We start from the raw sequence: 24,573 nt of genomic DNA, 5'->3' as shown, positions 1-24,573 counted from the left end.
TGACAAAAATCCCCTATAAGATAGACCTGTTCAAAGTGTCCAGCTTATAGGGGATATTTTTTATCTTTTTAATGTCATCCAGCTTTGTACATGATGCACGGCTACACCATCAAAATAATGATTATGAGCATAATGGTCAGCCATTTGCTGCAATAGCCTATTCATTCGTTTTTCTCCTTTAGCAGAAAACGATATGGCAGGCTCTTCAGGAAATGGCATTGTTTCAACACCCATGACAACAGGTGTTTCGTACTTCTCCGCATAAGCCATTTCATTTGCTGTCACACGTTTTAAAGCATAAGCGGTATTACGATAAGCCATAATGGATACGCCATCTATATGTTTGATAACCCATTCCGCTAAATTGCCTTGGCCAAAGGTGTTTTTATAAAATACCTCATCATACCAAAATGGAATATCTGCCTCTAATCGTAGCCCCATACTATTTGCCTGCTCTTTAGCATAGTGCAACAGCTCCTGATACTGGTAAATGGCCATTGGTTCATTCTCTTGCCAAAATGCTGATAAATAGGGCTCTACATCTAAATGCACAGCCGTAAATGCTGACTCTGGATATGCCTGCTGATATTGGCTTAGCCATTCCCAGAAAGCATCAAAATATGTAGTGTCCCACTCAGGCATACCATCCAATGCCTGTACCTCAATATGTGCAGCCTGCATTTTGCTAATAAACTCCACGTATTGTTCACTTGGTAATGACGGATCAATTTGTAAATAAACTGTCGTCACTTCTTTTTCAAGAAGAAATTGTAAGGTTTGTTCGTCCGTTATAGTGGCTGTGTTCCAAAGCCATGTTGCTTTTGTCGAGCTTTGTTGTGCTTGTACATGACTTGAGATAGAAATCACTCCCAGCAACATAAAGGTAGCTATTAATTTTTTCATCTGTCTACAGTGAGAAAACCCTTTCCGCTAAGTGTATGCGTAGGGAGGAAAGGAATCATCTGCTCTCCTTCTAATTTTAAAATTTACATGGTTTTAAACAATTGAAGCATCTATGTGAAAAGTTTTTTGCGCCCTACGAATCATATAAGACGGGAATGCTAGTCAAGTGTTCGCTAAGTAGCGGAGGTTATTGACAATCTATCCATAATTATATCATTTTCGGGCTGGCTGTACATATATCGGTGAATGTTATAGCTTCAAATTTACATGTTAGCGCTGGAGTTTGACCTCTTACTGAAAATTTGCAGGCTCTGGAAATTTTCTATGCTACAGTAAGAATATCGAATTCGCGATTAAGTGATAGGGGGGCTTCCAAATTTATAAGTAACTCAATCGAAAGGGGGATGCTAATTATTTCCACTTAAATCTTGAAATCTAAAATAGATTGCATTAGTCTTGAGTGCAAACGGTTACGCATGTCCTTATCAATATCCCAATAAGTGTTCTCTCGTTCATCTCGAAGTTTTCGCATAGATAAAAGCTACCATAATGCTATCTAACCGTTTTCTTGGCTTCTGGCTCTCCTTTAATTGAAGCGACAATGATTACGTAAGGCAATAAACCATGTTCATTGTTTTCTGTGTAGCTATGAACCATCATGTTCATGGGTATGCACCTCCAAAAATTGTTTTAACAGCTTGAACGAGCTGTACTACGTGGAATTTGGAGCACTTGTCCAATTTCGACATCTGACAAATTAAAAAAGTAGTATAGTAGCACAACGATACGCTTATTTTCAGGTAGAGTAAGCAAGGCAGCATCAAGTAACTTGGATGTAATTTTCTTACCAGCTACTTGAAAAGTTTGAGTGTCCTTATCTTCATCATAGTTATCGAGCGTATAAAGTTGATTTGCTTCTTGAGGTGTAAGGTCAGAAAAGGTCGTTTCTTGTGCTTGTTGTTTTCGCTTTTGGTGATAAGCATCAACAGTTTCATTCTTTAATACGCGCTTACAGAAGCTGTTAAACGCACAACGCACTTGCCACTCAGTGCGAATAGATTCCATGCGCTCACCTCCCTTCACTATCGCAAAGGTGTCGGTGATTTCCCCTTTCATAACCTTCAACGGATTTTTTTCTAAAATGCCAAAAACTATAATGATATTTTTAGAATTTTAAAGTAAAAGAACAAATTGAATCTAAATATACTTAGATTATGAAATTTTATTGGAAGATGAATTATAATGAAATTCATCAAACTGCATTTCCTAACTTAGGAATTAAATCCAAGGTAAATAATGGTGAAAAGTAAATTTAAGAAAAGACTACTGCTGGTTGTTCCCATAGTTTTATCTTGTCTTTTATTTGGATTTATTGTGAAACAAGAAACGGCTAAACCTAAGGTAACATCGGAAATGTTTGAGCTACTACCAAATGGAGAAAGCAAGAGAATGTCTGGGTCTACTTTGGACGAGGCAGATGTGGAAATGATTAGAGAAAAAGAAAACAAGCTAAAATCGTTAATAGCCCAACAAACAAAATTAGACAAGGAAGATATAAATGTCGTTGTTACATTAGGTTCTATTTCCAAGATAGATGGTAAGGCTTCTCAAGATATAACATGTTCGATTGTACTAAACACAGACGCAATATTTGAAAAACAAATTATCCAAAACATAGTAGAGGATTTAAAAAATGTTTTCAAACAAGATTCAGTTGAGCTAAATGTGAAGAAAGAAAATATTATGATTACAAATAGCAATAATATCGTGCTTTATTAAGATGTATAGTAACAATGAGTAATCATTCAACATTAAGTTTTATTTTACTTTCGAATCAAACAAGGAATAAAGGAGCAAATGATGCTTGGACAAGAACTCGTTCTGTATGCGCTGCCAACCCATCTTCTTTAGGTACTCATTGGTTTGTAAATGAGAACCGATATGAAGGTTTTGTTGATGAAGGAAAGTTCATTAATTCTAGTTCATGTTATTTAATTACCCCTTTTCTGTATAGTATGCTTAACACAATTAAATCTTTAGGGGGAGAATAATATGTTAATTTCATCAATTCAGAATATTTCAGTTCTTTATTATTGGACTTGGTTTATTTGGCCGTTTGTCTTCATCTTTTCACTAATTTATGCGATTAACTCTGTAGTAAAAGATGAAAAAACTTCAATAAAACCTGTAATTATAGCCTCCATATCGTTATTAGTTATTTTAGCAGGCATTACAGGTCCTCTAATAATGAGTTAAATGCCTCAATGTTGGGGTGAAATAGAAACATTTTGTGAATAATGAAGCAATATTTACAACAAGTAGGAGAATTACTAGGGATGGAATTACTCAATCAGAAGATGAATTTTTCGTCTGTTGATAATGGATGGTATGCAGATATGTCTTATAGTAGCCCTAATTAGAGATTAGTAGAAGGCTTTTATGATGATTGGTCTGGTAGAGCTTTATCTGTAGTTATTAGTTCAAATAAAAGTTCTATAAATACTTTATAAAATGGAGTGGCTATTAATTGATATTTCAGTTGATTACCATTCCGTTTTTATCTATTTTTAGGATTCTTTTAAAAAAGTATGAGAGATACAGAAATGCCAAGAACAGTAGGGATGAATTTGAAAAAAATAGATTTATAATTTTGATATTGGTTGTTTTTGTTTCCTTAGGTTTTATTTACTATTTGAATATGGATAGAAATTACAAGAATTTGGAAGAGTTGCAAGAATTTCCTATCCCTAATTCAGTAATTTTAGAAGAAGAGAGTTCAACAGCGAAAAACTATAGTTGGAAATCCTCATCAGGGACATCCATCCCTATTTCTTATCGTATGGTAATTAAAAAAAATGGCTGGAAACAAGTCGAAATAGATGGTCATGGTATAACATATGAAAAGGATGGATATAAAATCAACATAACAGTTGCATCAGATTATAAGGCTCTTATTAGAGTACAATAATTTTTTTAGTGTATTTCCTCTATTATTAATAAAGGAAATGCACCACGCATTCCTTTTTATATGGAGAATTTTTTCGATTTCTTTCGCCACTGTAAATTCGGCAGTTCAACTAAGAAAAGAGCGTGCCAGATTCTGCCTAACACGTCCTTTTCTAAGTTTCACCTACTACATGGCAAGAACCATCAAAATCTTTTGTCAACAAGCTAGCGCCACAAAAATTTTTGAGTTATTGTTGCACAATTTCTTGCCATGTAGTGGATGCCGAATTTCTGTGGTCTACCAAGAAACTGGAAAAAATTCAGCCTTCCGACTTCGAGATTGCGGCTTCAAGCAATCGAAAAAATTCGAGGAGGGAAAGAAAATGACAGAAAAACAATGATTCCAACCTATCTATGAAATCATTCGATTAAGGGCAGAAAGACGCAGGTTACCAAAGAAATACCTTGCTGAGCAGTTAAACCAGCATACGGTAAGAAGTCCAGAAGATTTTGCGAGTATTGCTATCAAGTTTATGGGTGATGAGGATAGAGAAATATTTTTAGTGGCTTGTCTGTCTACTCAAAATGAACTGTTATCTTTGCATCGCTGTCACATAGGTACACTCGATATGAACCTTGTATCACCAAGAGAAGTCTTTAAAACAGCAATAATGCAAAATGCGGCATCTGTCATCGTAGCACATAACTATATGAGTGCTAATTGTACACCAAGCCCAGAAGATATAACTATGACAAAGTGCTTGCAACAAGCAGTAGACATTGTCAACATCATGACGATTGTCACAATTAAAGAGCCAATTCGTTTATTCATGGACTTTTCACTTCTATAAGATGACAATAGCTAGAAGGGCGAGCGATTGCTTTGTTTTTCGTTGCCCCTTCTATTCCTCCTTTCTCTTGTTTTTATTCCTACATGGATAAAGTCTACAGAGCAAAAGTTAAAATTGGGTTAAAAATAAAAATTCATTTGAAAAACGTTGATTATATTAGCTCAAACCATACAAAGCTGTTCTCCAAATAAAAATAGTGGGGCAGTTATTAAAAAGGAAAAATGGATGGAAAGTTCGCTATCTCTATATCAGACAAAATGGAATAGTCAGTCACCCATTCTATTATTTGTGCTTTAAATTCATGTTCTCCCAAAGCCATCATGCGCCTATTTATTTTGTTTGGTCAAAGAAAACTTAAAAACGCCATCTGTCGGTAACATACCGTTCAAATGACGCTTTAGGTGTGATTATAGATGTGTTTAATTGTCTTTAGATTTTTATAAAACTTTGTATATCAAGGGTTTCAAATGGTTGTCTATATGTACATGCTCCGAAAGATGGAAAGAATCAAAGATGAATTTTTATCGTCATTCTATAAAGTAGGGGGAGTAATTTTTTTGGATAATACAGTGATAGCTTTGTTCTAAACGATAGGAAAGCAATGTTATTTTGTTGATTATTGATTAACTTTTCTGCCCTTTTTATTAAAATTTTTTGAATTCTCAGACCTATTGCTATATACTTTACTTTGGGTATCGAAGTAAAGCCCGAATCTAAAACGTTTTAGTGATTGAGGAGAGGACAAAATGGTATTTGGTGTATTAAAAGATAGCAAAGTAGGAGAATATCGTGTGATTATAACGCCTTTGGAGGTTGCGACAATTAAGGCAGATCATCATACGGTTCTTGTGCAAAGAGATGCAGGGCTGCTTGCAGGATTTAGCAATGAGCAATATGAAGAAGCAGGAGCTCAAATCATTGATTCGATTGAGGAAATGTATGAAAAATGCGATTTTTTAGTGAAAGTAAAAGAAATTGAAGAAAATGAGTATCCTTTACTGCGAGAAAATCAAATTGTTTATACTTGTATTCATCCAGCCGCACATAAGGAGCAAGTGCAAGCAATTCTTGATAGCAAATGTATTGCCTTTACAGCTGAGGACTCACATCGCTACGGCTCTGTAAACTGTGAAGCTGCTGGGAAGCAAGGAGCTTTAATGGGGCTACAAGCGATGCTGACAATTAACGGCGGAAAAGGAAAGTTCGTAAGCGGACTAGCAGGTGCGCCAGGGATGAAGGTGCTTATTCTTGGAGGTGGTTTAGTAGGTCGCTCTGCATTGCAGGTGCTACAATCGCTCGGTGCATGGTGTACGGTAATGGATGTTAACTATGGTGTCTTACGAGATATTGGCAAAACGTATAATGAAAAAGTGAACACACAATTATCGACAAAGCAAAATATTGAAAAGTTATTACCAGAAATTGATATGGTCATTAATTGTGTTAAATGGCCAAAAGAGCGTAAGGACTATTTAATTGATCGTGATATGTTGCACTTAATGGAAAAGGGCTCAGTGATTGTTGATATTAGTAATGATACGGATGGTGCGATTGAATCCTTCCGTGAAACAACACATGAAAATCCTACATATATTGAAAATGGGGTTGTGCATTATTGTGTAAGTAATATTCCTGGTGCGATTGCTAACTCAACTTCTGTTGCTTATGCCGCATCTGTGCTACCACATATTCAATCAATTTTAAATTTAGGTGTAAAAGAAGCTTGTATCAAAGACGGCTTTTTACGAAGAAGTTTAACAGCTTATCAAGGCTATTTAACACATGAAGAAACAAGTGCTATTCAAAATAGACCGTGGATTCGACCAGAGGAAATTTTGGATATTGCCAATGAAAAGCTTGACCCAGCACCGCCTGCTACATCGACAAGATCCACGAACTTTTTACAGCTTTAATCTAAAGGAGTCACATACATGACAGTATATACGATATTAACGGATTTTGCTTGTGCCAGCATTCTTATCTTAATTGGGATGCTGCTGCGTGCCAAAATTAAATTTATTCAACGAAGCTTTATTCCTGCCAGCTTATTAGCAGGATTTTTAGGCTTGGCATTAGGACCAAGCTTTTTAAATATTCTGCCGTTTTCTGAAGATATCGGCTCATATGCAGGCGTTATTACCATTTTCGTATTTGCAGCCGTTGGGATTAATGGCTTCTCCTTCTCACCGAATAATATGAAGCGAGATATTAATCGAATGGGAGCCTATGCCACTTATAAGGTATTGATTATTGCTATGCAATTATCCATCCCCATTATCTTTTCGATTATCGTTATTTCAAAGCTAGACCCAAGTATTAATTATGGCTTTGGTTTACTATTAGCTGCTGGCTTCTATGGTGGACATGGGACAGCGGCGGCAGTTGGGACAACCTTTGAAAATATGGGCTGGGAAACAGCGACAGATTTAGGGATGACTGCTGCAACAGGCGGTATTTTAGCAGGAATATTTGGCGGACTTATTTTTATTAAATGGGCAACACGAAAAGGCTACACACATTATGTGAAAGATTTCTCTGAGATTTCGAATGACTTAAAAACAGGATTAGTACAACCTCAAAACCGAACATCGCTTGGGCAGGAAACCGTTTCACCGATTGCCTTAGACCCGATTGCTTTCCATATAGCATTATTGCTTGTGCCATCAGGGTTTGGCTATTTATTAAATAATTATATTGCCAATACATGGGGACTTGAATTTCCAACGTTTACAATTGCCTTTTTACTCGCTTTAGTGATGTATTTATTGCTTGGCAAAGGTGAAAAGGGCGTTTACAAATATGTAGATAGTAAAGTGGTGGATCGTTTAGGAAGTGCTGCAACGGACTTCCTTGTATTCTTTGGGGTTGCTTCTATTAAACTACCAATTATTCTTGAATATGCGCTACCACTTGGTTTATTAATGCTATCAGGTGTTGTTATTGTGGTAGTAATGTTAGTGATTGTCGGACCAGCAATGAACTATGAAAGCTGGTTTGAGCGTTCGATCTTTGTATACGGCTATTCAACAGGTGTATTTGCGATTGGCTTAACATTGCTACGAGTAGTAGACCCGAACAATAAGTCGAAAACATTAACAGATACAGCTGTTGTAGGGCCTTTGAATACCCCCTTGGAGCTATTTGCTTGGTCAGCAGGGCCGATTATGCTGTTAGGTGGTCAACATTGGACATTTGTTGGTATCTTTTCTGCAATCGCCATCGCCTGCTTTGTGATTGCACGTATTTTCAAATGGTGGTATTGGAAGATACCGTTGGGCGAACGGCCACCTGTTCCACTAGAGGATGATCGAAGCAGTTCCTCATAAGCACAAAAGCATCGGTCTTACACCGATGCTTTTACTTTTGCTAAATAATCGAGTATCCCCATTGCTGATACAATAGTATCAAAGGGAATGGTTTCATAGACAGGATGATTGTCAGCAATGCCATTTTCCTGTAAATAACGAAATAAAAGCTCCTTTAAGCGCGCATCTAAAAAGCTTGCTTGTTCATGAAAATTTGTTGAGATGGCTTGTGCTTTTCTGCCTGCCTCTAAAAAGAGCGGTGTCCAATAACGCACTTGACGATAGGCTTCTGCTGGATTTTGATACGCACCATAGTGTCCAAAATATAATTCACTTGCCTGTAATGTTTCATATAACTGAATGGATTGCTCCATTGTAGCTGGATCATACTGATTTGGAGAAGTTGAAGGAATAATTAAATCAATCGCCTCTCCATCCATCTCTGGATAACGAACACCCGTTGTATCGCCTACAAATAAGCCGTTTGTTGCCGAATAAAGTATGGATACATGATGCTTAGCATGACCTTCTGTATGGTAAAACGTTAAATGATGCTGCCCTAACTGTAATTGCTGTTTATGCTGAACCTCAATAATGCGCTCAGCAGCAATTGGCACAATCGGGTCAAATAAACGATCAAACTCAGCCCCATAAACCCCTTTAGCACTCGCAATCAAACGACTAGGATCAATCATATGGGCAGCTCCTCGTGGATGGACCACAAGTTTAGCATTTGGACAGCTTTGCAAAAATAAACCCGCACCCCCAGCATGATCTAAATGAATATGTGTCACAATGACATAATGAATATCCTCTACAGCAATATTTAATTCCTTTAGCCCTGCCAGAATATAAGGAACAGATGGGCTTGCAGATGTTTCGATTAAGGTAATTTTTTCATCCACTAATAAATAAGAGCTTGTGCGCTGCTCGCGATTCAAATCGTGTGTATCAATACAATAAAAATTTGGTGCAAGTTGTTGGACATTCGTCAATGTTATTTCCTCCTTTTATTGCAAAAACATAGTGTAAATGCTCTTTTATGCAATATTTAACTACAAAAAGTAGTTGTTATACTATATAATAATAGAAAATTAAACTGAATGTCCATTCATTTTTTAGGGGGATAGCAATGGAGAAAAAACTTCGCTATGATACACAAAAGGTTCATCGAGTAAACTTAGCTATTATTTCAATTTTAGCCATGTTAATTTGTGGACCAATGATTCTATCAAAAGGAATACTATTTTTATTTGTTGGACTGATTGTGATTGCACTAGCCGTATGTAATTATTTTTTACCCATCAAAACCTATGTAAAAGGCTTTATTTTTGGTTTAATTCCTTCTAGCATTGTTTTTACACTGTTCTTGCTTGATAGCTTTTCATTAAATAAGCATTATATTTTGCTCTGTACGGTTGCCATTATTGCTCTATATTTCAAAAAAGAGCTAATCATATTTTTTGGTATCTTAGTAAACGTGAGCTTTGTGATTTTATATATGGTCAACTCTTCATCATTGCTAGGGCCATTTGACGATATCATTGTCTTTATTACGCTTATTGCTATTATGAATGGGGTCGTTATCGCCTTTTATTTGCTTGCAAAATGGGGCAATGAGCTGATTGAGCATGCAGAAATTCAGCAAAATAATGTACAGGCATCTTTTAATCAATTACAAAATGCCTTTCAAGAGATTGAAAAAAGTAGTCAGGCATTGGACGAGCATGTAACACAATTCCAGCAAACAATGCAGCGAATTTCAGGCTCTAGTAAACAAATCTTGCTTGCTACGGATGATATTGCTGCTAGTATTCAGCAGGAATCCTCCAGCCTACAGATGATTCATAGCACAATGAGAGATTCTGTGCACTTTATCAATGAAACATTTACCATTTCACAGAATACTGTAGCGAAATCAACCAATCTTCAGCAGGAGGTATTGACAGGCTGGGAAAAAATGCAGGATGTGATGGCACAGATGAAGGTGATGAATCAGGCAATAGGCTCAACAGCAGAAACTGTCAATAATCTTCAAAGCAGCTTGCAAACGGTTGATAGCTTATTAATGGGTATTACCCATATTGCAGAGCAAACGAATTTACTTGCCTTAAATGCAGCCATTGAGGCGGCGCGAGCAGGGGAGCATGGCAAAGGATTTGCGATTGTAGCTGATGAGGTACGCAAGCTAGCGGAAGAAAGTGCTGCCATTACAGTCAATATTACCAATGTAACAAAAAATTTATTCGAAAAATCAACAGAGGTTTATCAGCGTTCAGGTAATGGTGAACAAGCATTACAGCATGGTGAGAGTCTTTTGCAGGAGGTTAGTCATTTCTTTGATCGATTAAAAGATTCCTTTACACAAACAAATACTGATTTAACAAGGGGAATGCATGAATTAAGCAGTGCCATTTCACAATTTGAAGCGATACAACTGCAAATTGAGAAGCTTAATCAAATGACGGAGCAAAATGCAACATCAACAGAGGAAATTCTTCATTCCGTCGAGGAGGAAAATCAGCTACTAGAGATAATGACAGCGACGACAAATCGTATTGAGGCATTAAGTGCTACATTAAAGTCACTGGTGATGACAAAGGAAACTTGATACGATAAAAATAAGAATGATTAAGCAAGTGAATTGAAGGGTAAAGAGATGTTATGTAGCGGCTATCAAGAAACATTTTATAAGCTAAGTTAATACGCTATTGGCAGTGTGTTTATGGGGGGACATGCAAGTAGATACAATTCACCCTTCGTAGCCAATCAATTGAAGGAGGGATAGGATGAATATTCGTGGTTTACAAAGTTCAGATTATGCAATTTTATCACCACTCATTAATGAGTGGTGGGGCGGTCAAAATATGTCAGGTAAGCTGCCTAAATTATTTTTCGATCATTTCACAAATACTAGTCTTATTATGGAAGATAAAGGCGAAATTATTGGTTTTCTTGTTGGGTTTTTATCGCAGTCACAGTCAAATGAAGCATTTATTCATTTTGTAGGCGTGCATCCTGACTATCGAAAACAGAATATTGCCAAAAGATTGTATGATGTTTTCTTCCATGTCGTGAAGCAATATAATCGCAATGTTGTGAAATGTGTAACATCACCAACGAATAAGGTATCCATTGCCTTTCATACAAATATGGGCTTTAGAATGGAAAAAGGTGATAAAATAATTGATGATACGATGTCCGTCTATACAAACTATGGCGGGGAAAATCAAGATCGCGTGTTATTCTATAAAATTTTGGAATAAAAAACGGGGCTGTCTGGAGGAATCATTCTTCTAGACAGCCTTTAGTATTGGCTAAAATTTTGCGCTCCTACGGTGAGCACTACTAAGTATCGAGAATATAATTTTATATCTTTGTATATACTTTTTAATGAATAATGAATGATATGAGGTGTGAAATAGCGTGAATGAAAACGTTGATTCTTCCAATAAAAAGCGTAAGCAATTAGAACCATTTATTCATGAAACGGAAGGTAAAAAAATGACCTCCAATGAAGGGATTCCGATTTCCGATGATGAAAATAGTTTAACCGCTGGTGATCGCGGTCCGACGTTGATTGAAGACTTCCTTGCACGTGAGAAATTAGCGCACTTTGACCGTGAGCGTATTCCTGAGCGCGTTGTCCATGCAAGAGGCTATGGTGCACATGGAGAATTTCAGCTATATGAATCTTTATCGGATATCACAATGGCTGATTTTTTGCAGGACCCCAATAAAAAAACACCCCTTTTTGTATGTTTTTCACAAGTGGTTGGCTCAAGAGGCTGTAATGAAACAAATCGTGATGTCAGGGGCTTTTCTATTAAGTTTTATACGGATGAAGGAAATTTTGATTTAGTTGCTATTAATATGCCTGTATTTTTTATCCAAGATGCTATTAAATTTCCCGATTTAATTCATTCTGTGAAGCCTGAGCCTGATAATGAATATCCTCAAGGACAAACTGCCCACGATACTTTTTGGGATTTTATGGCGACTAATAAAGAAACGGCACATATGTCGTTATGGATTATGACTGGGCGAGCCATACCTAAAAGCTTTAGAACGATGGAAGGCTTTGGTGTGCATACGTTCCGTTTAGTCAATAAGGATGGGGTTGCTCACTTTGTAAAGTTCCATATCAAACCAATGTTAGGTGTGCATACATTAATATGGGATGAAGCACAACAGCTTGGTGCTGATGCAGATTATCATCGTCGAGATTTATGGACAAATATTGCAAATGGCAATTACCCTGAGTATGAGCTGGCGATTCAAATTATTAAGGAAGAAGATGAATTCGCCTTTGATTTTGATATATTAGATGCGACAAAATTATGGCCAGAGGAAGAAGTACCGCTACGGAAAATCGGCAAAATTACCATTAATCGTAATGTGGACAATGCCTTTGCAGAAACGGAGCAAAGTGTGCATTCCATCCAGGTAATATTGTGAGAGGGATTGATTTTTCAAATGATCCTCTTCTTCAGGGCAGATTATTTTCCTACACAGATACGCAACAGGCACGTCTTGGCCCCAATCATCAACAGCTCCCTATTAATAGACCTGTATGCCCATTTGCCAATAACCAGCGCGATGGGGCATCAAGGCTAATTATTGATCGCGGAAAGGTTTCCTATCATCGTAATGGGCTTGCCAATAATACACCTTCTCCTGTTCCGGGTACACAGGGCGGTTTTGTAACCTATCCATCGACTGTAGAAGGGCGTAAGGTAAGAAAAACAGCCCCATCCTTTAAAGATCATTACTCCCAAGCTAGAATGTTTTGGAATAGTATGAGCGATGTGGAAAAGCAGCATATTATCGGTGCTTTTTGCTTTGAGCTTGGCAAATGTCGCCCATTTGTGCGGCAGGAAATGGTTAATGTACTCGCCCATATTAGCCATGATTTAGCAAGGAATGTGTCCAAGGAATTAGGTACAACTGTTCCGAATGTACCCGAATCCACTGTCACAAAGTCCTCACCTGCGTTAAGTCTGATGAATACTACATTTGTACCTGATACATTACGTGTAGGGGTGTTCTTAGCGGAAGGGTTTGACGGCCCAAGCGTGAAAAGATTATTAGACACATTGGTTAAGGCAAAGCTGCAAATTGTGATTGTGCATGATCGATTAGGCACAGTAACTGGAACAGAGGGCGTTCAATATGAAGTAGATGATAGCTTTTTAACAGGCTCTTCGTTAACCTATGATGGGGTTTTAATTGTAGGAAGCGGCAATATTACGCCTTATTTTACGTATGAAGCTCAAAAATACACAGTTAATATTTATAATCACTTTAAACCAATTGGTACAATGCAGAATGGTGAAGCGGTACTAAAACCGTTAAATTTAACATTTGATAACAGTGTAGGGGTTATCAATGATAGTAGTCCAGATTTCGCCAAAAGCTTTATTCATGCAATGGCTCAGCAGCGCTTCTGGAACCGCCCAAGCTATCTTTACCCTGCTAGCAATGCACTTGGATGAACGAATAATAGGCAAAGTCGCACTGTTGACTTTGTCTATTGATGTATAACCCCATGATATTTGAAGCTAGCTTGAAAATAATATAAGATAAAGGGTAACGAGGGGTGATATACATGTTAGAAAAATTGAAAAAGAATAAACAACAAGCATCCGCAGAAGATCATTTAGCTACAATAAATGAAGAAGCACTTCAACAGCATAGTAAGCACTATTCTGAGGACGGGCTTTGGCACAAGATAAAGAAATATGCTAAAAAAGCAGGCTCCTCTGTTGTCTATGCCGTATTAATTTTGTATTTTGTCCTACAAAAAGAGGAAGTGCCGAAGAAAGATAAAGCGATTATTATTGGCGCATTAGGTTATTTTATTTTACCCTTTGACTTAATTCCTGATATGGCAGCAGGTGTAGGCTATGCTGATGATATTGGCGCACTTTTGGCAGCGATTGTACAAGTCGCGATGTATATTGATGAAGATGTCAAGCAGCAGGCAAAGACAAAGCTAACAGATTGGTTTGGCGATGATGTTGATACATCAGAGATTGACAATAAACTCATGTAAGCATTCTCATATAGAGGATGCTCAGACTGTAGACAAACTCGATGAATTTTGAGTTTGCCTACAGTCTTTTTTCTTTTACAATAAAATAAAGTAAAGCCGTTGATTTCCACTACGGGCGGACGCTTTCCGCGGGCGGGGTCGAGCTGCTTCCCTCGCTTCGCTCAGTCCAGGATCTCGACTTTCCCGCTTTTCCCGCAGGAGTCGCCACCCTTCGTTCCAATCAACTTCTACATAAAGTACTCTATCTACATGGGGTGTTGAAAAGTAAACTTTTGAGGTGATCAACCATGATGACGAAGAATCAAACCAATGAACGTGATCAATTAGAAATGTTAACGATTGATCAATTAGTTCCCAACGATCATTTAGTGCGAAAACTAGAGGCTGCTATTGATTTTTCATTTATCTATCCTTTAGTAGAACATCTCTATTCACCTCATGGGCGTCCTAGTATTGATCCTGTTGTTCTCTTTAAAATGACATTTATTCAATATGTTTTTGGCATTCGCTCCATGCGTCAAACCATCAATGAAATTGAAACGAATATGGCGTATCGCTGGTTTTTAGGATTTGGCTTCCATACAGAAGTCCCGCATTTCTCTACCCTCGGTAAAAATTATGCCCGTCGCTTTCAAGACACCGATCTATTTGAACAGATATTCTATCGTATATTAAATGAAATTATGCATCAGGGACTCCTCCATGCAGACCATCTATTTATTGATTCTACGCATGTGAAAGCGAGTGCGAATAATAAGTAATCTCCTTTTTATGTATGATCTATAATTAACTATACCAAAATTCCTATATTTTGTTAATATGGTCATTAAATTAGTCTAATTTATCAAACTGCGGTACACTTTTTAACAAAGTCCACGTACCGCAGTTCGTACCGCAAAGTGTACCACAGTTAGATACCCTTAAATACGTTTCAATACATAGGTATAGAAACCACCACGAAAACAAAACCTTGCTATATCAACAATCTTAACATTAAAAACATCAGGATAGAATGCTTGGTCATAAGGGAAACTTATAAAAAAAGATAATATTAATGTAATTTACTTATGAATATAAATGCGTTATGATGGGTATTGGAGAAAAGATGCTATATTTTTAAAGCCTTTTCAAAAAGATATATTAGGGGGATCCGCAAATGGCACAAGGTAATTTACACAATAGCCGTGCATCATTCGAAGTGAATGGTAAAACTTACAATTACTATGACTTAGCTGCGATTGAAAAAGCTGGCGTTGCAAAAGTTTCAAACCTTCCTTACTCAATTAAAGTATTATTAGAATCTGTGTTACGTCAATATGATGCATATGTAATCAAAGAAGAACACGTAAATGAACTAGCAAAATGGGGTAATGGTGCTGATCCAGAAGCTGAAGTACCATTCAAACCTTCTCGCGTTGTATTACAAGACTTTACTGGTGTACCAGTAGTAGTTGACCTTGCATCTCTTCGTTCTGCAATGAAGGAAATGGGCGGCGACCCAAGCAAAATCAACCCTGCTATTCCAGTTGACCTTGTAATTGACCACTCAGTACAAGTTGACAAATATGGTAATGCATCTGCACTACAAGCAAACATGGACCTTGAGTTTGAACGTAATGCTGAGCGTTATAACTTCTTAAAATGGGCACAAACTGCTTACAATAACTTCCGTGCTGTACCACCAGCAACAGGTATTGTTCACCAAGTAAACTTAGAGTATTTAGCTCCAGTTGTACATGTGAACGAAAATGCTGATGGCACATTTGAAACATTCCCAGATTCAGTAGTAGGTACTGACTCACATACAACAATGATTAATGGTATCGGCGTTCTTGGATGGGGCGTAGGTGGTATCGAAGCTGAAGCAGGTATGCTTGGACAGCCTTCATACTTCCCAATCCCAGAAGTTATCGGTGTTAAATTAGTAGGCGATCTTCCAAACGGAACAACTGCAACTGACTTAGCATTAAAAGTAACACAAGTATTACGTCAACGTGGCGTAGTTGGTAAATTCGTTGAGTTCTTCGGACCTGGCGTATCTAAATTACCACTAGCTGACCGTGCAACAATTTCAAACATGGCTCCTGAATATGGTGCTACATGTGGTTACTTCGCAATTGACGAAGAATCATTAAACTACATGCGTTTAACTGGTCGTGATGAAGAGCATATCGCGGTTGTAGAAGCTTACTTAAAAGCAAACCACATGTTCTTTGATCCAACATTAGAGCCAGTTTACACAGATGTTTTAGAAGTAAACTTAGCTGAAATCGAACCAAACCTTTCTGGTCCAAAACGTCCACAAGACTTAATTCCACTATCTCAAATGCGTTCTCGTTACAAAGAAGCAGTAGTGGCACCACAAGGTACACAAGGTTTCGGTTTAACAGAAGATGAATTTGCAAAAACTTCTGTAGCGAAATTCGCTGAAGGTGATGTAGAAATCCCAACAGGTGCTGTAGCAATCGCTGCGATCACTTCTTGTACAAATACATCTAACCCTTACGTATTAATTGCTGCGGGCTTAGTGGCGAAAAAAGCTGTAGAAAAAGGTCTAACAGTGCCTAAATGGGTAAAAACTTCTTTAGCACCAGGTTCTAAAGTTGTAACTGGTTACCTTGAAGATTCAGGTTTACAATCTTACCTTGACCAAATTGGTTTCAACACTGTAGGTTATGGTTGTACAACATGTATCGGTAACTCAGGTCCATTATTACCTGAAATCGAAGATGCTATTAAAGCAAATGACTTATTCGTAACATCTGTACTTTCTGGTAACCGTAACTTTGAAGGTCGTGTACACCCACTTGTAAAAGCGAACTATTTAGCTTCACCACCACTTGTTGTTGCTTATGCACTTGCTGGTACAGTGGATATCGATCTACAAAAAGATTCATTCGGTAAAGATAAAGATGGTAACGATGTATTCTTCGCTGATATTTGGCCATCAACTGACGAAGTAAACGCAGTATTAAATACTGTTGTTAACCGTGAGCTATTCCAAAAAGAATACGAAACAGTATTCACAGCGAACGAAAAATGGAATGCAATTGAAACATCAACTGAATCTTTATATACATTTGATGACAAATCAACTTACATTCAAAACCCACCATTCTTCCAAGGTCTTGCAAAAGAGCCAGAAGCAATTCAAGGCTTAGATGGCTTACGCATTTTAGCGAAGTTCGGTGACTCTATTACAACTGACCATATTTCCCCAGCTGGTGCAATCGGTAAAGATACACCTGCAGGTAAATATTTAATCGAAAACGGTGTTGCAATCCGTGACTTCAACTCTTATGGTTCTCGTCGTGGTAACCACGAAGTAATGATGCGTGGTACATTTGCAAACATCCGTATCCGTAACCAAATTGCTCCTGGTACAGAGGGTGGCTTCACTACTTACTGGCCAACAGGCGAAGTAGAGTACATCTATGACGCATGTATGAAATACCAAGAGCAAGGTACTGGCTTAGTGGTACTTGCTGGTAACGACTACGGTATGGGTTCTTCTCGTGACTGGGCTGCGAAAGGTACATTCCTACTTGGCGTGAAAACTGTTATCGCACAATCTTACGAGCGTATCCACCGTTCTAACCTAGTAATGATGGGTGTTCTTCCATTACAATTTATGCCAGGTGAATCTGCTGATACATTAGGCTTAACTGGTAAAGAAGAAATCTCTGTTAACATTACAGATAACGTGAAACCACGTGAAGTATTAACAGTAACTGCTAAATCTGAAGACGGCACAGTGAAAACTTTCCAAGCTTTAGCTCGTTTCGATTCAGAAGTAGAAGTAGACTACTACCGTCATGGCGGTATCCTACAAATGGTTCTACGCGCAAAAGCAGCTGAATAAGATTAATTGTCAAACAGCATGTTAGATTTTTCTAGCATGCTGTTTTTTATGACAAATTGTCAAAAAATCAACTTATTTGGATATTAAGTTCAAATTAATTACCAAACTTATAGCATTTTCCCAGCGATTTAGATAAAATTGAAATGTAAGCCTTTTAAATATACATAATTGGGGGACGATTAATTATGACAAAGAAAAAACACAAGCTTTACACAGCAGCAACAACTGCAATGGCTGTGACAGCTTTAGCAGTAGTACCTGCTTCAGCGGCTGACTCATTTTCAGATGTAAGCAAAGACCATGCACATTTTAGTAGTATTTCAGCATTACACGAAGCTGGTATTATTAACGGTTTTCCAGATGGCACATTTAAGCCATTACAGGATGTAACACGTGGTCAAGCGGCAAAAATGATTGCAGGTGCTTTCGGGCTTACAACGGATGCAACTGAAGAAAACCCGAATTTTAAAGATGTAGCTACATCTAGCGCATACTATGATGCTATCGTTACATTAGTGAATCTTGGCGTTGTACAAGGTTATGAGGATGATACATTCCGTCCAAATGATACAATTACACGCGGTCAAATGGCAGTGATGGTTGCACAGGCAACAGGCTTAACAGCAGAAGGTGAAAGTCCATTTGCAGATGTACCACAAGATAGCCCATATGCAGATGCTGTAACAGCATTATATGAAGCAGGCATTGCAAAAGGTCTTACTGCAACTGAATTTGGTGTAGAGAAAAATGTAACGCGCGGCCAACTAGCAACATTTATTGTGAATGCATTAGGCTTAGCTGAAGAAGAGATTGTAGTGGAGGAAACAACAGAAGAACAATCAGAAGAAGAGCCAACAACAGAGGAGCCAAAAGAGGAGCAACCTGAGGCATCAACTGAAGAAGCTGTATTAGCAGACGTATTTGCCAAAACATTAGCGAAGCAGCAAGAGCTAAAAAGCGTGAAGGCAACAATGACAATATCGCAGTCAGTGGAAGTAAGCGATGGTCAGGAAACAATGACAATGGATTCTAAAGGCAATATGTCCATGGAAATTGTGACAGAGCCAATGCAATTCTTTACAGAAGGTACAATGGCAATCACAGACCCAACAAGTGGTGAAGCGTTTGAATTACCAATTAAAATGTATATGACAGCTAAAGATGGCATGTATATGTATGAGGCAGATCAACAAGCTTGGGTGAAGTTCCCAAGTCAATTATTTGAGGATGCGCTGAGCCAAACAGGCATGCAGCCAGATGCAACGGAGCAATTAGAGATGCTACAAGCATTTGCTGATGAGTTTACATTAGAGGAAACAGCAAGCCATTATCAATTAACATTAAAAGGTGCTGGCGATAAATTTATGGAGCTTGTGGAGCAGCAGCTTGGTGCAATGGACTTAGGTATGGATGCTGACCTAGAGGCACAATTAGGTAATATGTCTTTCGATAACCTTGCATATACATTAGTGATTAATAAAGAAACATTTGATGTAGAAGAAATCACAATGGACATGACAATCAATATGCAAGTAGAAGGCAATACGATGAAAACAAGACAGCAATCAACAATCAAGTACCATGATTTTAATGCTGTTACAACAATTACAATTCCACAAGATGTGCTTGACAATGCTGTAGAATTAGATTTAAGCGAAGCAACAGCAGCATTAGAAAGCAAAAAAGTAGAAGTTACAGCAAACAAATAAGATATAACGAAAAAGTAGGTTTATGCCAAATTGGTGTAAGCCTATTTTTTTCTTTACAAAAAAACAAACCTCCAGTTGCTGAGCACCGTTTATAGGGTGGAAAGGGGGCGCAAGGTTGCGAATACATGAATTAGAGCAAATAATGGAGCGGCATACAGAAAGATTAATTCGCTTAGCCTTTTATTATGTCAGGGATTTACAGAGCGCTGAGGATATTGTGCAGGAGGTTTTTATTAAGTTTTACAACAACGCACAAAGCTATGAGGAGCGCGGTGAGCTAAAAGCTTATTTATCGAAGCTAGTTGTTAATAAAAGCAAGGATTATTTACGTAGCTGGACCTATCGTAAAATACAGGTGCAGCAAAAAATTTTTTCAAAGCAAGCGACGATAAGAAGAGATATGCTTGTGCAGCAGGATGAACAGACATTGATTGAAAATGCCATTGTTGCATTGCCATTGAAACAGCGAGAAGTAATTATTCATTTTTATTTTGAAGAACTGTCTGTTTTGGAGATTGCAGCGCTCTTACAAATTCCTGAGAGCACAGTAAAAACAAGACTACGTCGTGGGCGAGAATTATTAAAGCCAAAGCTTCGGCATATTGAATGGGAGGTGCTGATACATGAGTAAAGTAGATGTCAGGGTAATCAGGGATTTATCTGCAAGTAAGAAGCGTGTTATGGCAAATGTTGTACAGCATTTGGAGCAACGACATGCCAAAAAACCATCTAAACGCTGGCAATATCGTGTACTAACAGCAGTGATAAGCATTTGTATTGGATTATTTATTTATATGCAATACAGGGATGCCCAGCAGCAGGCTTCACAGCTGGCACCTATACTGGATGAAAAAATATTAGAGCTATCGTTACAAAGCGATGCTGAAATGAATGGCAAAAATCGTCTGTATAAAACTAGCTTTGATAGCTTCCTTTCTATCGAATCCTCCTTTGCCTATGCACAATCAAAAGGGCTAGTGCCCACACAGGAACAGATAGCTACGAAATTAGAAGAATTAAAGGCGCTATTTTACGAGGGTGCACCGACACTGAGTGAGCGTTTAGCCATGCTGCAATTATCACAGGAGGAATTTATCGAAAGCTATCTGAAGCCGATTGCCTATAAAATTGCTACAGGCGAGTTATTATGGGATGTGACGAAAGCTGATTATCCCAATACAAGTGACCCGATTCGTAGGTGGTTTGTTGAACAGGAGGCAATGAACTACTTGGAGCAGCATTATCAGCAGGAAATTACCGCTTTGCGAGAGAAATATAAAATATCTGAGAAGGATGGTCAATGGGTTTTTACAAGAAGTGGTATGGTCGTAGCGTTAAAGGAGCATGAATTTTTAGTCGTATCAGGTGCATTTCCAAGTGATATCGCAAAATTGTCCGTAGAGGAAATTGTGGAAAAGCATACTAATGGTACATGGTTTCCTTTGGTCAATGCGCCTAAAACATTATCCATTGGTGATCGGGTAGAGGTGCAACATAACAAGACAATTGCAGGCGATGGCTCTCAGGCTTTTATTGATTTTAAAGATAACTTGGGGATAAGGATAGTGGAAGAAGGTAAATAATAGTGGACTAGACATTCTATTATGGAATGTCTAGCTTTTTTATCGTAAACCACTCGCAAGATAGAGTGCTGTTGCCCAAATAAAAATGGCTGAGCATTTATTAAAAATAAGCATTAGCTTGCCAGAGCCATCCAATTTTTTAATGGATGCTCCTGTAATCGTAAGCCCAAAAAACCATAGCCAAGAAATTAATACACAGGCAGTAGTGAAAATAAGCTGCTCTACACCGTTATATTTTAATGCGCTTGTCCCAATGACACCAACTGTATCTAAAATAGCGTGTGGATTCAATAACGATACCGAAAGCGCAAAGATAATTTGCTTTTTCATCGGCAATGCTTCATTGTTATCTGTTGTGGCTGGATTTGCACGCCAGATCGTATAGCCTATATAAAGTAAAAACATAATACCAACAACTATTAAGGAAATACGTAGCCATTCAAATTGTAGGACAATTAATGACAGACCGAATACCGCAAGCAGAATAAGCACTGTATCGCAAATCGCAGCTGTAATACTTGCTGGCAGAGCGCGAAATAAATTGGGCTGTGTAGCACCCTGAGAGAAAACAAATACATTTTGTACGCCTAATGGCAAAATAAGCCCAAATGCTAAAATCATTCCATGAAAAAATGCTTCCAACAACAATCCCTCCTTTCATTGTTAATTGTAGATATGGTATAACTAAAAGAAAACGACCAATTGGATGGCTTTTGACCCATCCAATTTTTTGAGATGAAGGGTGATGCATATGAGCTGGCAGCCAAATCGACAAAGTGATACTACATTGCAGCAGCAAATTATCCAATGGGTAACAGCACAGGTGGAACGAGGCGATTGGGTGGCAGGCACAAAGCTACCTACGCAACGACAGCTAGCGCTACAGTTTGGTGTGAATCGCAGCACGGTTCAACAGGCTTTGGAGGAATTAAAGGCAATGGGCATTCTTGAGGCAAAAGTAGGCTCAGGTATTTATGTTACACATAATTCTTGGCATGCATTAATCCAACAAACACAGCCTAATTGGCAAACCTATATTGAAACAAGCATCCATAAGCCCAATTACCATACGATTCAATTAATCAATGACTATGAGCAGCGTGATGATATGATTCGCTTAGGGACAGGAGAGCTAGCACCAAGCTTACTGCCAATTAAGGAAATGGAAGCATCACTGCAAGAGCTATTATTTCAGCCAAAAGCACTCGGCTATTCATCACCACAGGGCAATGCCAAGCTTCGTGCAGCTATTTGTAAGCATGTTCAAAAAAGAGGTATTACTGCCGAGCCTCAAAACGTCTGCATTGTATCAGGCGCGCTTCAGGCTTTGCAGTTAATTGCGGTTGGTTTGTTAGAGCAAGGGTCTATTGTATTTCAGGAATCGACCTCTTATTTAAACTCGATTCATCCCTTTCAATCAGTTGGTATGCAAATGGTGGGTGTGCAACGTGATCATCAGCTCGCCCAAACATTATCGCAACGCAAACGAAAAAAGCAGGCTGTGTTTTATACGATTCCAACCTTACATAACCCAACAGGCGCTGTCTGGACAGCACAGGAAAAAAGGACGCTTTATGAGGCATGTCAGGCAGCGCGGATTCCTATTATAGAAGATGCTGTTTATGATGAATTGCTGTTCGAGGCGACAGCACAACCCATTAAGGCAATGGATAGCAGTGGACAAGTTTTATATATTGGCAGTGTTTCCAAAACATTAAGCCCTGGGCTGCGTATCGGCTGGCTAATTGGACCAACAACTGTTATCGAACGACTAGCCGATATTAAAATGCAGACGGACTATGGCTCTAGTGCGATTTCACAGGAAATTGTGCTGCATTGGCTGCAATCAGGCAAATATGAGCAGCATCTCGTTGCTTTACGTCAGCAATTACAGGCACGCGCCCACTTCGTTGAACAGATTTTACAGGAAAAATTTAAGAATATGGCAAGCTGGCAAACACCAAAGGGCGGCTTTTATATTTGGCTGAAATTTCATGAGCCGATTGTCGATAAAGAATTTTTTATGAAGCTATTGCATCGACAAGTTTTAATCAATCCTGGCTATATTTATGACCCTCAGGATCATCATCATATTCGACTATCGTATGCGTATGCAAGCTATCAGGAATTGCGAGAGGGATTAGCTATTTTGTATACATATGTAAAAAGCAGGTGAGGAGCACTCACCTGCCGTTAATTAATATTGGTATTTCTGACGTGTTATCAGCAAAATGGCGATCGCTGGCACAGTACAAATCAGCATGGCAGCAAAGGATAGACCTGGGGAAAATTCATATAAATAGCCGCCTAAAAATGTTAAGATGGCTGTGCTTAAGCCCATTGCTAATGCCGAGTAAAGCCCCTGTGCATTTGGAATTTGCTCCTTTGGTAAGGTTTGCGTTAAATAGCGAATAAAGGCAAAGTGTGCAAGAGCAAAGGATAGTGCGTGCAATGTTTGAGAAGCAATAAAAACCCAAACATTTGGAAACATAAATATTAGTAGCCAGCGTAGGGAAGAGCCACTCGCTGCCAGCAGTAATAAAGATGAGGAGCGCCATTTTGTCAATATTGTATCAGCCTTCATAAAGTACAGAATTTCACAAATAACAGCGATATTAATAATCATGCCCATATAGAAGGGGTCTACCTGTAAATCCTCTAAATAAATATAACCGTAGCTATAGTAAGAGGCATGTGCTCCCTGCAATAAAATAACAATCAATAGCACAAGCGGGAAGCCTTTTATTTGCCATAATGTTTTCATGGATAGTGATTTAGCACGCTGCTCCTTTGTCGGCACAGTGAGTAATTCCTTTGGTGTTGCCAATTGCTGCATTAACAGCATACCAGCTAGCCCAATAATCATGCTCCAAAAAATCGCATTTTTACCAAAAGCACCTGTTAGCATGCTAATAATTAATACAGCGATAACAAAGCCAAGTGAGCCATAGGAGCGGCTCTTACCATAGTGAATATTGCTATGCTGGACAAGCGTTGCAGCACTGCTTTCAACAGCGGGTAATAATGCTGGATAAAATGTGCTAAATAAAATCGTCACGATTAATAAGGCGATAAAGCCAGTGCTTGGGATATAAAGCAATGCCGTTAGTAGCGAGCCTATTGCTAAAATCGTAATTAGACGCTTATTATGTACATATTTTGCAAGCATAGGAAAGAGCAATAGATTCGAGATGGCACGTGCCAATAAGCCACAGCCCATAACAACACTTGCTTGAGAAACTGTTAACTGTTTAGCGTCCACAAGCCAGCCTGTCCAATAGGGAAGGAAAATGCCCCATGTCATAAAAAAGGTAAAGAAACTTTGAGAAAGCCATCGTTGATGATTCATATAATTATCG

Annotated in this window: 21 protein-coding genes and 2 pseudogenes; 17 read left to right on the top strand and 6 right to left on the bottom strand. The window is 38.3% G+C overall.

Going from position 1 to position 24,573, the window contains the following annotated elements; translation table 11 throughout:
• Positions 1-60: 60 nt before the first annotated feature.
• The 3 genes from ACIQVU_RS00540 to ACIQVU_RS00530 all read right to left on the bottom strand — a co-directional run bounded on the left by ACIQVU_RS00540 (position 61) and on the right by ACIQVU_RS00530 (position 1,968).
• Complete coding sequence (locus tag ACIQVU_RS00540; protein WP_402893163.1) at positions 61-903, bottom strand: hypothetical protein; 843 nt, start codon at positions 901-903, stop codon at positions 61-63.
• A gap of 421 nt (positions 904-1,324) precedes the next feature.
• Positions 1,325-1,435, bottom strand: a complete 111-nt coding sequence (locus ACIQVU_RS20255; RefSeq protein ID WP_483869643.1) for a helix-turn-helix domain-containing protein — start codon at positions 1,433-1,435, stop codon at positions 1,325-1,327.
• A gap of 158 nt (positions 1,436-1,593) precedes the next feature.
• Positions 1,594-1,968, bottom strand: a complete 375-nt coding sequence (locus ACIQVU_RS00530) for an RNA polymerase sigma factor (protein ID WP_402893161.1) — start codon at positions 1,966-1,968, stop codon at positions 1,594-1,596.
• Between the two features lie 231 nt (positions 1,969-2,199).
• Here ACIQVU_RS00530 and ACIQVU_RS00525 point away from each other — a divergent pair, with 231 nt between their 5' ends.
• The 7 genes from ACIQVU_RS00525 to ACIQVU_RS00495 all read left to right on the top strand — a co-directional run bounded on the left by ACIQVU_RS00525 (position 2,200) and on the right by ACIQVU_RS00495 (position 8,026).
• Positions 2,200-2,682, top strand: a complete 483-nt coding sequence (locus ACIQVU_RS00525; protein ID WP_402893158.1) for a hypothetical protein — start codon at positions 2,200-2,202, stop codon at positions 2,680-2,682.
• Positions 2,683-2,696: 14 nt separating this feature from the next.
• Positions 2,697-2,954, top strand: coding sequence for a hypothetical protein (locus ACIQVU_RS00520; protein ID WP_402893155.1), 258 nt, complete (start codon positions 2,697-2,699; stop codon positions 2,952-2,954).
• A gap of 1 nt (position 2,955) precedes the next feature.
• Entirely contained in the window at positions 2,956-3,159 is a 204-nt protein-coding gene (locus tag ACIQVU_RS00515; protein ID WP_402893152.1) for a hypothetical protein, read from the top strand.
• Positions 3,160-3,430: 271 nt separating this feature from the next.
• The gene (locus ACIQVU_RS00510) at positions 3,431-3,871 is read left to right on the top strand and encodes a hypothetical protein (protein WP_402893149.1); all 441 of its coding nucleotides are present in this window, start codon (positions 3,431-3,433) and stop codon (positions 3,869-3,871) included.
• Between the two features lie 388 nt (positions 3,872-4,259).
• Positions 4,260-4,700, top strand: coding sequence for a JAB domain-containing protein (locus ACIQVU_RS00505; RefSeq protein WP_402893667.1), 441 nt, complete (start codon positions 4,260-4,262; stop codon positions 4,698-4,700).
• Between the two features lie 746 nt (positions 4,701-5,446).
• A complete protein-coding gene (locus tag ACIQVU_RS00500; RefSeq protein ID WP_340805995.1) occupies positions 5,447-6,613 on the top strand; it encodes an alanine dehydrogenase in 1,167 nt (388 codons plus the stop codon).
• Positions 6,614-6,631: 18 nt separating this feature from the next.
• A complete protein-coding gene (locus tag ACIQVU_RS00495) occupies positions 6,632-8,026 on the top strand; it encodes a sodium/glutamate symporter (RefSeq protein WP_340805993.1) in 1,395 nt (464 codons plus the stop codon).
• Positions 8,027-8,043: 17 nt separating this feature from the next.
• Here the strand turns inward: ACIQVU_RS00495 and ACIQVU_RS00490 are convergent, their stop codons facing one another.
• The gene (locus ACIQVU_RS00490) at positions 8,044-9,000 is read right to left on the bottom strand and encodes an MBL fold metallo-hydrolase (RefSeq protein WP_402893144.1); all 957 of its coding nucleotides are present in this window, start codon (positions 8,998-9,000) and stop codon (positions 8,044-8,046) included.
• Between the two features lie 137 nt (positions 9,001-9,137).
• On the opposite strand from ACIQVU_RS00490, the gene ACIQVU_RS00485 reads away from it, so the two are divergent.
• The 9 genes and pseudogenes from ACIQVU_RS00485 to ACIQVU_RS00445 all read left to right on the top strand — a co-directional run bounded on the left by ACIQVU_RS00485 (position 9,138) and on the right by ACIQVU_RS00445 (position 21,214).
• Positions 9,138-10,616 (top strand): methyl-accepting chemotaxis protein, encoded by a 1,479-nt coding sequence (locus ACIQVU_RS00485; protein WP_340805987.1) that lies wholly within the window; start codon positions 9,138-9,140, stop codon positions 10,614-10,616.
• A gap of 178 nt (positions 10,617-10,794) precedes the next feature.
• Positions 10,795-11,271: a GNAT family N-acetyltransferase gene (locus ACIQVU_RS00480; RefSeq protein ID WP_340805985.1), complete on the top strand. Its 477-nt coding sequence runs from the start codon at positions 10,795-10,797 to the stop codon at positions 11,269-11,271.
• Positions 11,272-11,431: 160 nt separating this feature from the next.
• A pseudogene (locus tag ACIQVU_RS00475) lies at positions 11,432-13,500 on the top strand (catalase).
• 113 nt (positions 13,501-13,613) lie between these two features.
• Complete coding sequence (locus tag ACIQVU_RS00470; RefSeq protein WP_340805984.1) at positions 13,614-14,060, top strand: YkvA family protein; 447 nt, start codon at positions 13,614-13,616, stop codon at positions 14,058-14,060.
• Between the two features lie 287 nt (positions 14,061-14,347).
• Positions 14,348-14,818, top strand: a pseudogene (locus ACIQVU_RS00465) (transposase); the annotation flags it as partial.
• A gap of 398 nt (positions 14,819-15,216) precedes the next feature.
• Positions 15,217-17,922 carry an aconitate hydratase AcnA gene (acnA, locus tag ACIQVU_RS00460; RefSeq protein ID WP_340805982.1) on the top strand — a complete coding sequence of 902 codons (2,706 nt, stop codon included), beginning with the start codon at positions 15,217-15,219 and terminating at the stop codon, positions 17,920-17,922.
• Between the two features lie 185 nt (positions 17,923-18,107).
• On the top strand, positions 18,108-19,631 hold the full coding sequence (locus tag ACIQVU_RS00455) for a DUF6612 family protein (RefSeq protein WP_402893139.1): 1,524 nt from the start codon (positions 18,108-18,110) through the stop codon (positions 19,629-19,631).
• A gap of 115 nt (positions 19,632-19,746) precedes the next feature.
• Positions 19,747-20,262 (top strand): sigma-70 family RNA polymerase sigma factor, encoded by a 516-nt coding sequence (locus ACIQVU_RS00450; protein ID WP_340805979.1) that lies wholly within the window; start codon positions 19,747-19,749, stop codon positions 20,260-20,262.
• A complete protein-coding gene (locus ACIQVU_RS00445) occupies positions 20,255-21,214 on the top strand; it encodes a DUF3221 domain-containing protein (RefSeq protein ID WP_402893136.1) in 960 nt (319 codons plus the stop codon). Before ACIQVU_RS00450 ends, ACIQVU_RS00445 begins: the two co-directional genes overlap by 8 nt.
• Positions 21,215-21,253: 39 nt before the next feature.
• On the opposite strand, the gene ACIQVU_RS00440 is transcribed toward ACIQVU_RS00445, so the two are convergent.
• Complete coding sequence (locus ACIQVU_RS00440) at positions 21,254-21,856, bottom strand: LysE/ArgO family amino acid transporter (protein ID WP_340805977.1); 603 nt, start codon at positions 21,854-21,856, stop codon at positions 21,254-21,256.
• Between the two features lie 109 nt (positions 21,857-21,965).
• On the opposite strand from ACIQVU_RS00440, the gene ACIQVU_RS00435 reads away from it, so the two are divergent.
• Complete coding sequence (locus tag ACIQVU_RS00435; RefSeq protein WP_340805975.1) at positions 21,966-23,390, top strand: aminotransferase-like domain-containing protein; 1,425 nt, start codon at positions 21,966-21,968, stop codon at positions 23,388-23,390.
• Positions 23,391-23,411: 21 nt separating this feature from the next.
• Here ACIQVU_RS00435 and ACIQVU_RS00430 read toward each other — a convergent pair whose 3' ends face one another.
• Positions 23,412-24,563, bottom strand: coding sequence for an MFS transporter (locus tag ACIQVU_RS00430; protein ID WP_340805973.1), 1,152 nt, complete (start codon positions 24,561-24,563; stop codon positions 23,412-23,414).
• Positions 24,564-24,573 lie beyond the last annotated feature (10 nt).

The sequence above is a fragment of the Lysinibacillus sp. NPDC098008 genome (assembly GCF_044760715.1).
Classification (GTDB): Bacteria; Bacillota; Bacilli; order Bacillales_A; family Planococcaceae; genus Lysinibacillus.
The sequence above is the reverse complement of the archived record's forward strand: the minus strand, read 5'-3'. Positions and strand labels throughout refer to the sequence as shown.

What these genes read in the sequence shown, in the direction of transcription:
- ACIQVU_RS00540 (WP_402893163.1), bottom strand. Translation starts at nt 903, where the DNA reads ATGAAAAAATTAATAGCTACCTTTATGTTGCTGGGAGTGATTTCTATC.
- ACIQVU_RS20255 (WP_483869643.1), bottom strand. Translation starts at nt 1,435, where the DNA reads ATGCGAAAACTTCGAGATGAACGAGAGAACACTTATTGGGATATTGAT.
- ACIQVU_RS00530 (WP_402893161.1), bottom strand. Translation starts at nt 1,968, where the DNA reads ATGGAATCTATTCGCACTGAGTGGCAAGTGCGTTGTGCGTTTAACAGC.
- ACIQVU_RS00525 (WP_402893158.1), top strand. Translation starts at nt 2,200, where the DNA reads ATGGTGAAAAGTAAATTTAAGAAAAGACTACTGCTGGTTGTTCCCATA.
- ACIQVU_RS00520 (WP_402893155.1), top strand. Translation starts at nt 2,697, where the DNA reads ATGAGTAATCATTCAACATTAAGTTTTATTTTACTTTCGAATCAAACA.
- ACIQVU_RS00515 (WP_402893152.1), top strand. Translation starts at nt 2,956, where the DNA reads ATGTTAATTTCATCAATTCAGAATATTTCAGTTCTTTATTATTGGACT.
- ACIQVU_RS00500 (WP_340805995.1), top strand. Translation starts at nt 5,447, where the DNA reads ATGGTATTTGGTGTATTAAAAGATAGCAAAGTAGGAGAATATCGTGTG.
- ACIQVU_RS00495 (WP_340805993.1), top strand. Translation starts at nt 6,632, where the DNA reads ATGACAGTATATACGATATTAACGGATTTTGCTTGTGCCAGCATTCTT.
- ACIQVU_RS00485 (WP_340805987.1), top strand. Translation starts at nt 9,138, where the DNA reads ATGGAGAAAAAACTTCGCTATGATACACAAAAGGTTCATCGAGTAAAC.
- ACIQVU_RS00480 (WP_340805985.1), top strand. Translation starts at nt 10,795, where the DNA reads ATGAATATTCGTGGTTTACAAAGTTCAGATTATGCAATTTTATCACCA.
- ACIQVU_RS00470 (WP_340805984.1), top strand. Translation starts at nt 13,614, where the DNA reads ATGTTAGAAAAATTGAAAAAGAATAAACAACAAGCATCCGCAGAAGAT.
- acnA (WP_340805982.1), top strand. Translation starts at nt 15,217, where the DNA reads ATGGCACAAGGTAATTTACACAATAGCCGTGCATCATTCGAAGTGAAT.
- ACIQVU_RS00455 (WP_402893139.1), top strand. Translation starts at nt 18,108, where the DNA reads ATGACAAAGAAAAAACACAAGCTTTACACAGCAGCAACAACTGCAATG.
- ACIQVU_RS00445 (WP_402893136.1), top strand. Translation starts at nt 20,255, where the DNA reads ATGAGTAAAGTAGATGTCAGGGTAATCAGGGATTTATCTGCAAGTAAG.
- ACIQVU_RS00435 (WP_340805975.1), top strand. Translation starts at nt 21,966, where the DNA reads ATGAGCTGGCAGCCAAATCGACAAAGTGATACTACATTGCAGCAGCAA.
- ACIQVU_RS00430 (WP_340805973.1), bottom strand. Translation starts at nt 24,563, where the DNA reads ATGAATCATCAACGATGGCTTTCTCAAAGTTTCTTTACCTTTTTTATG.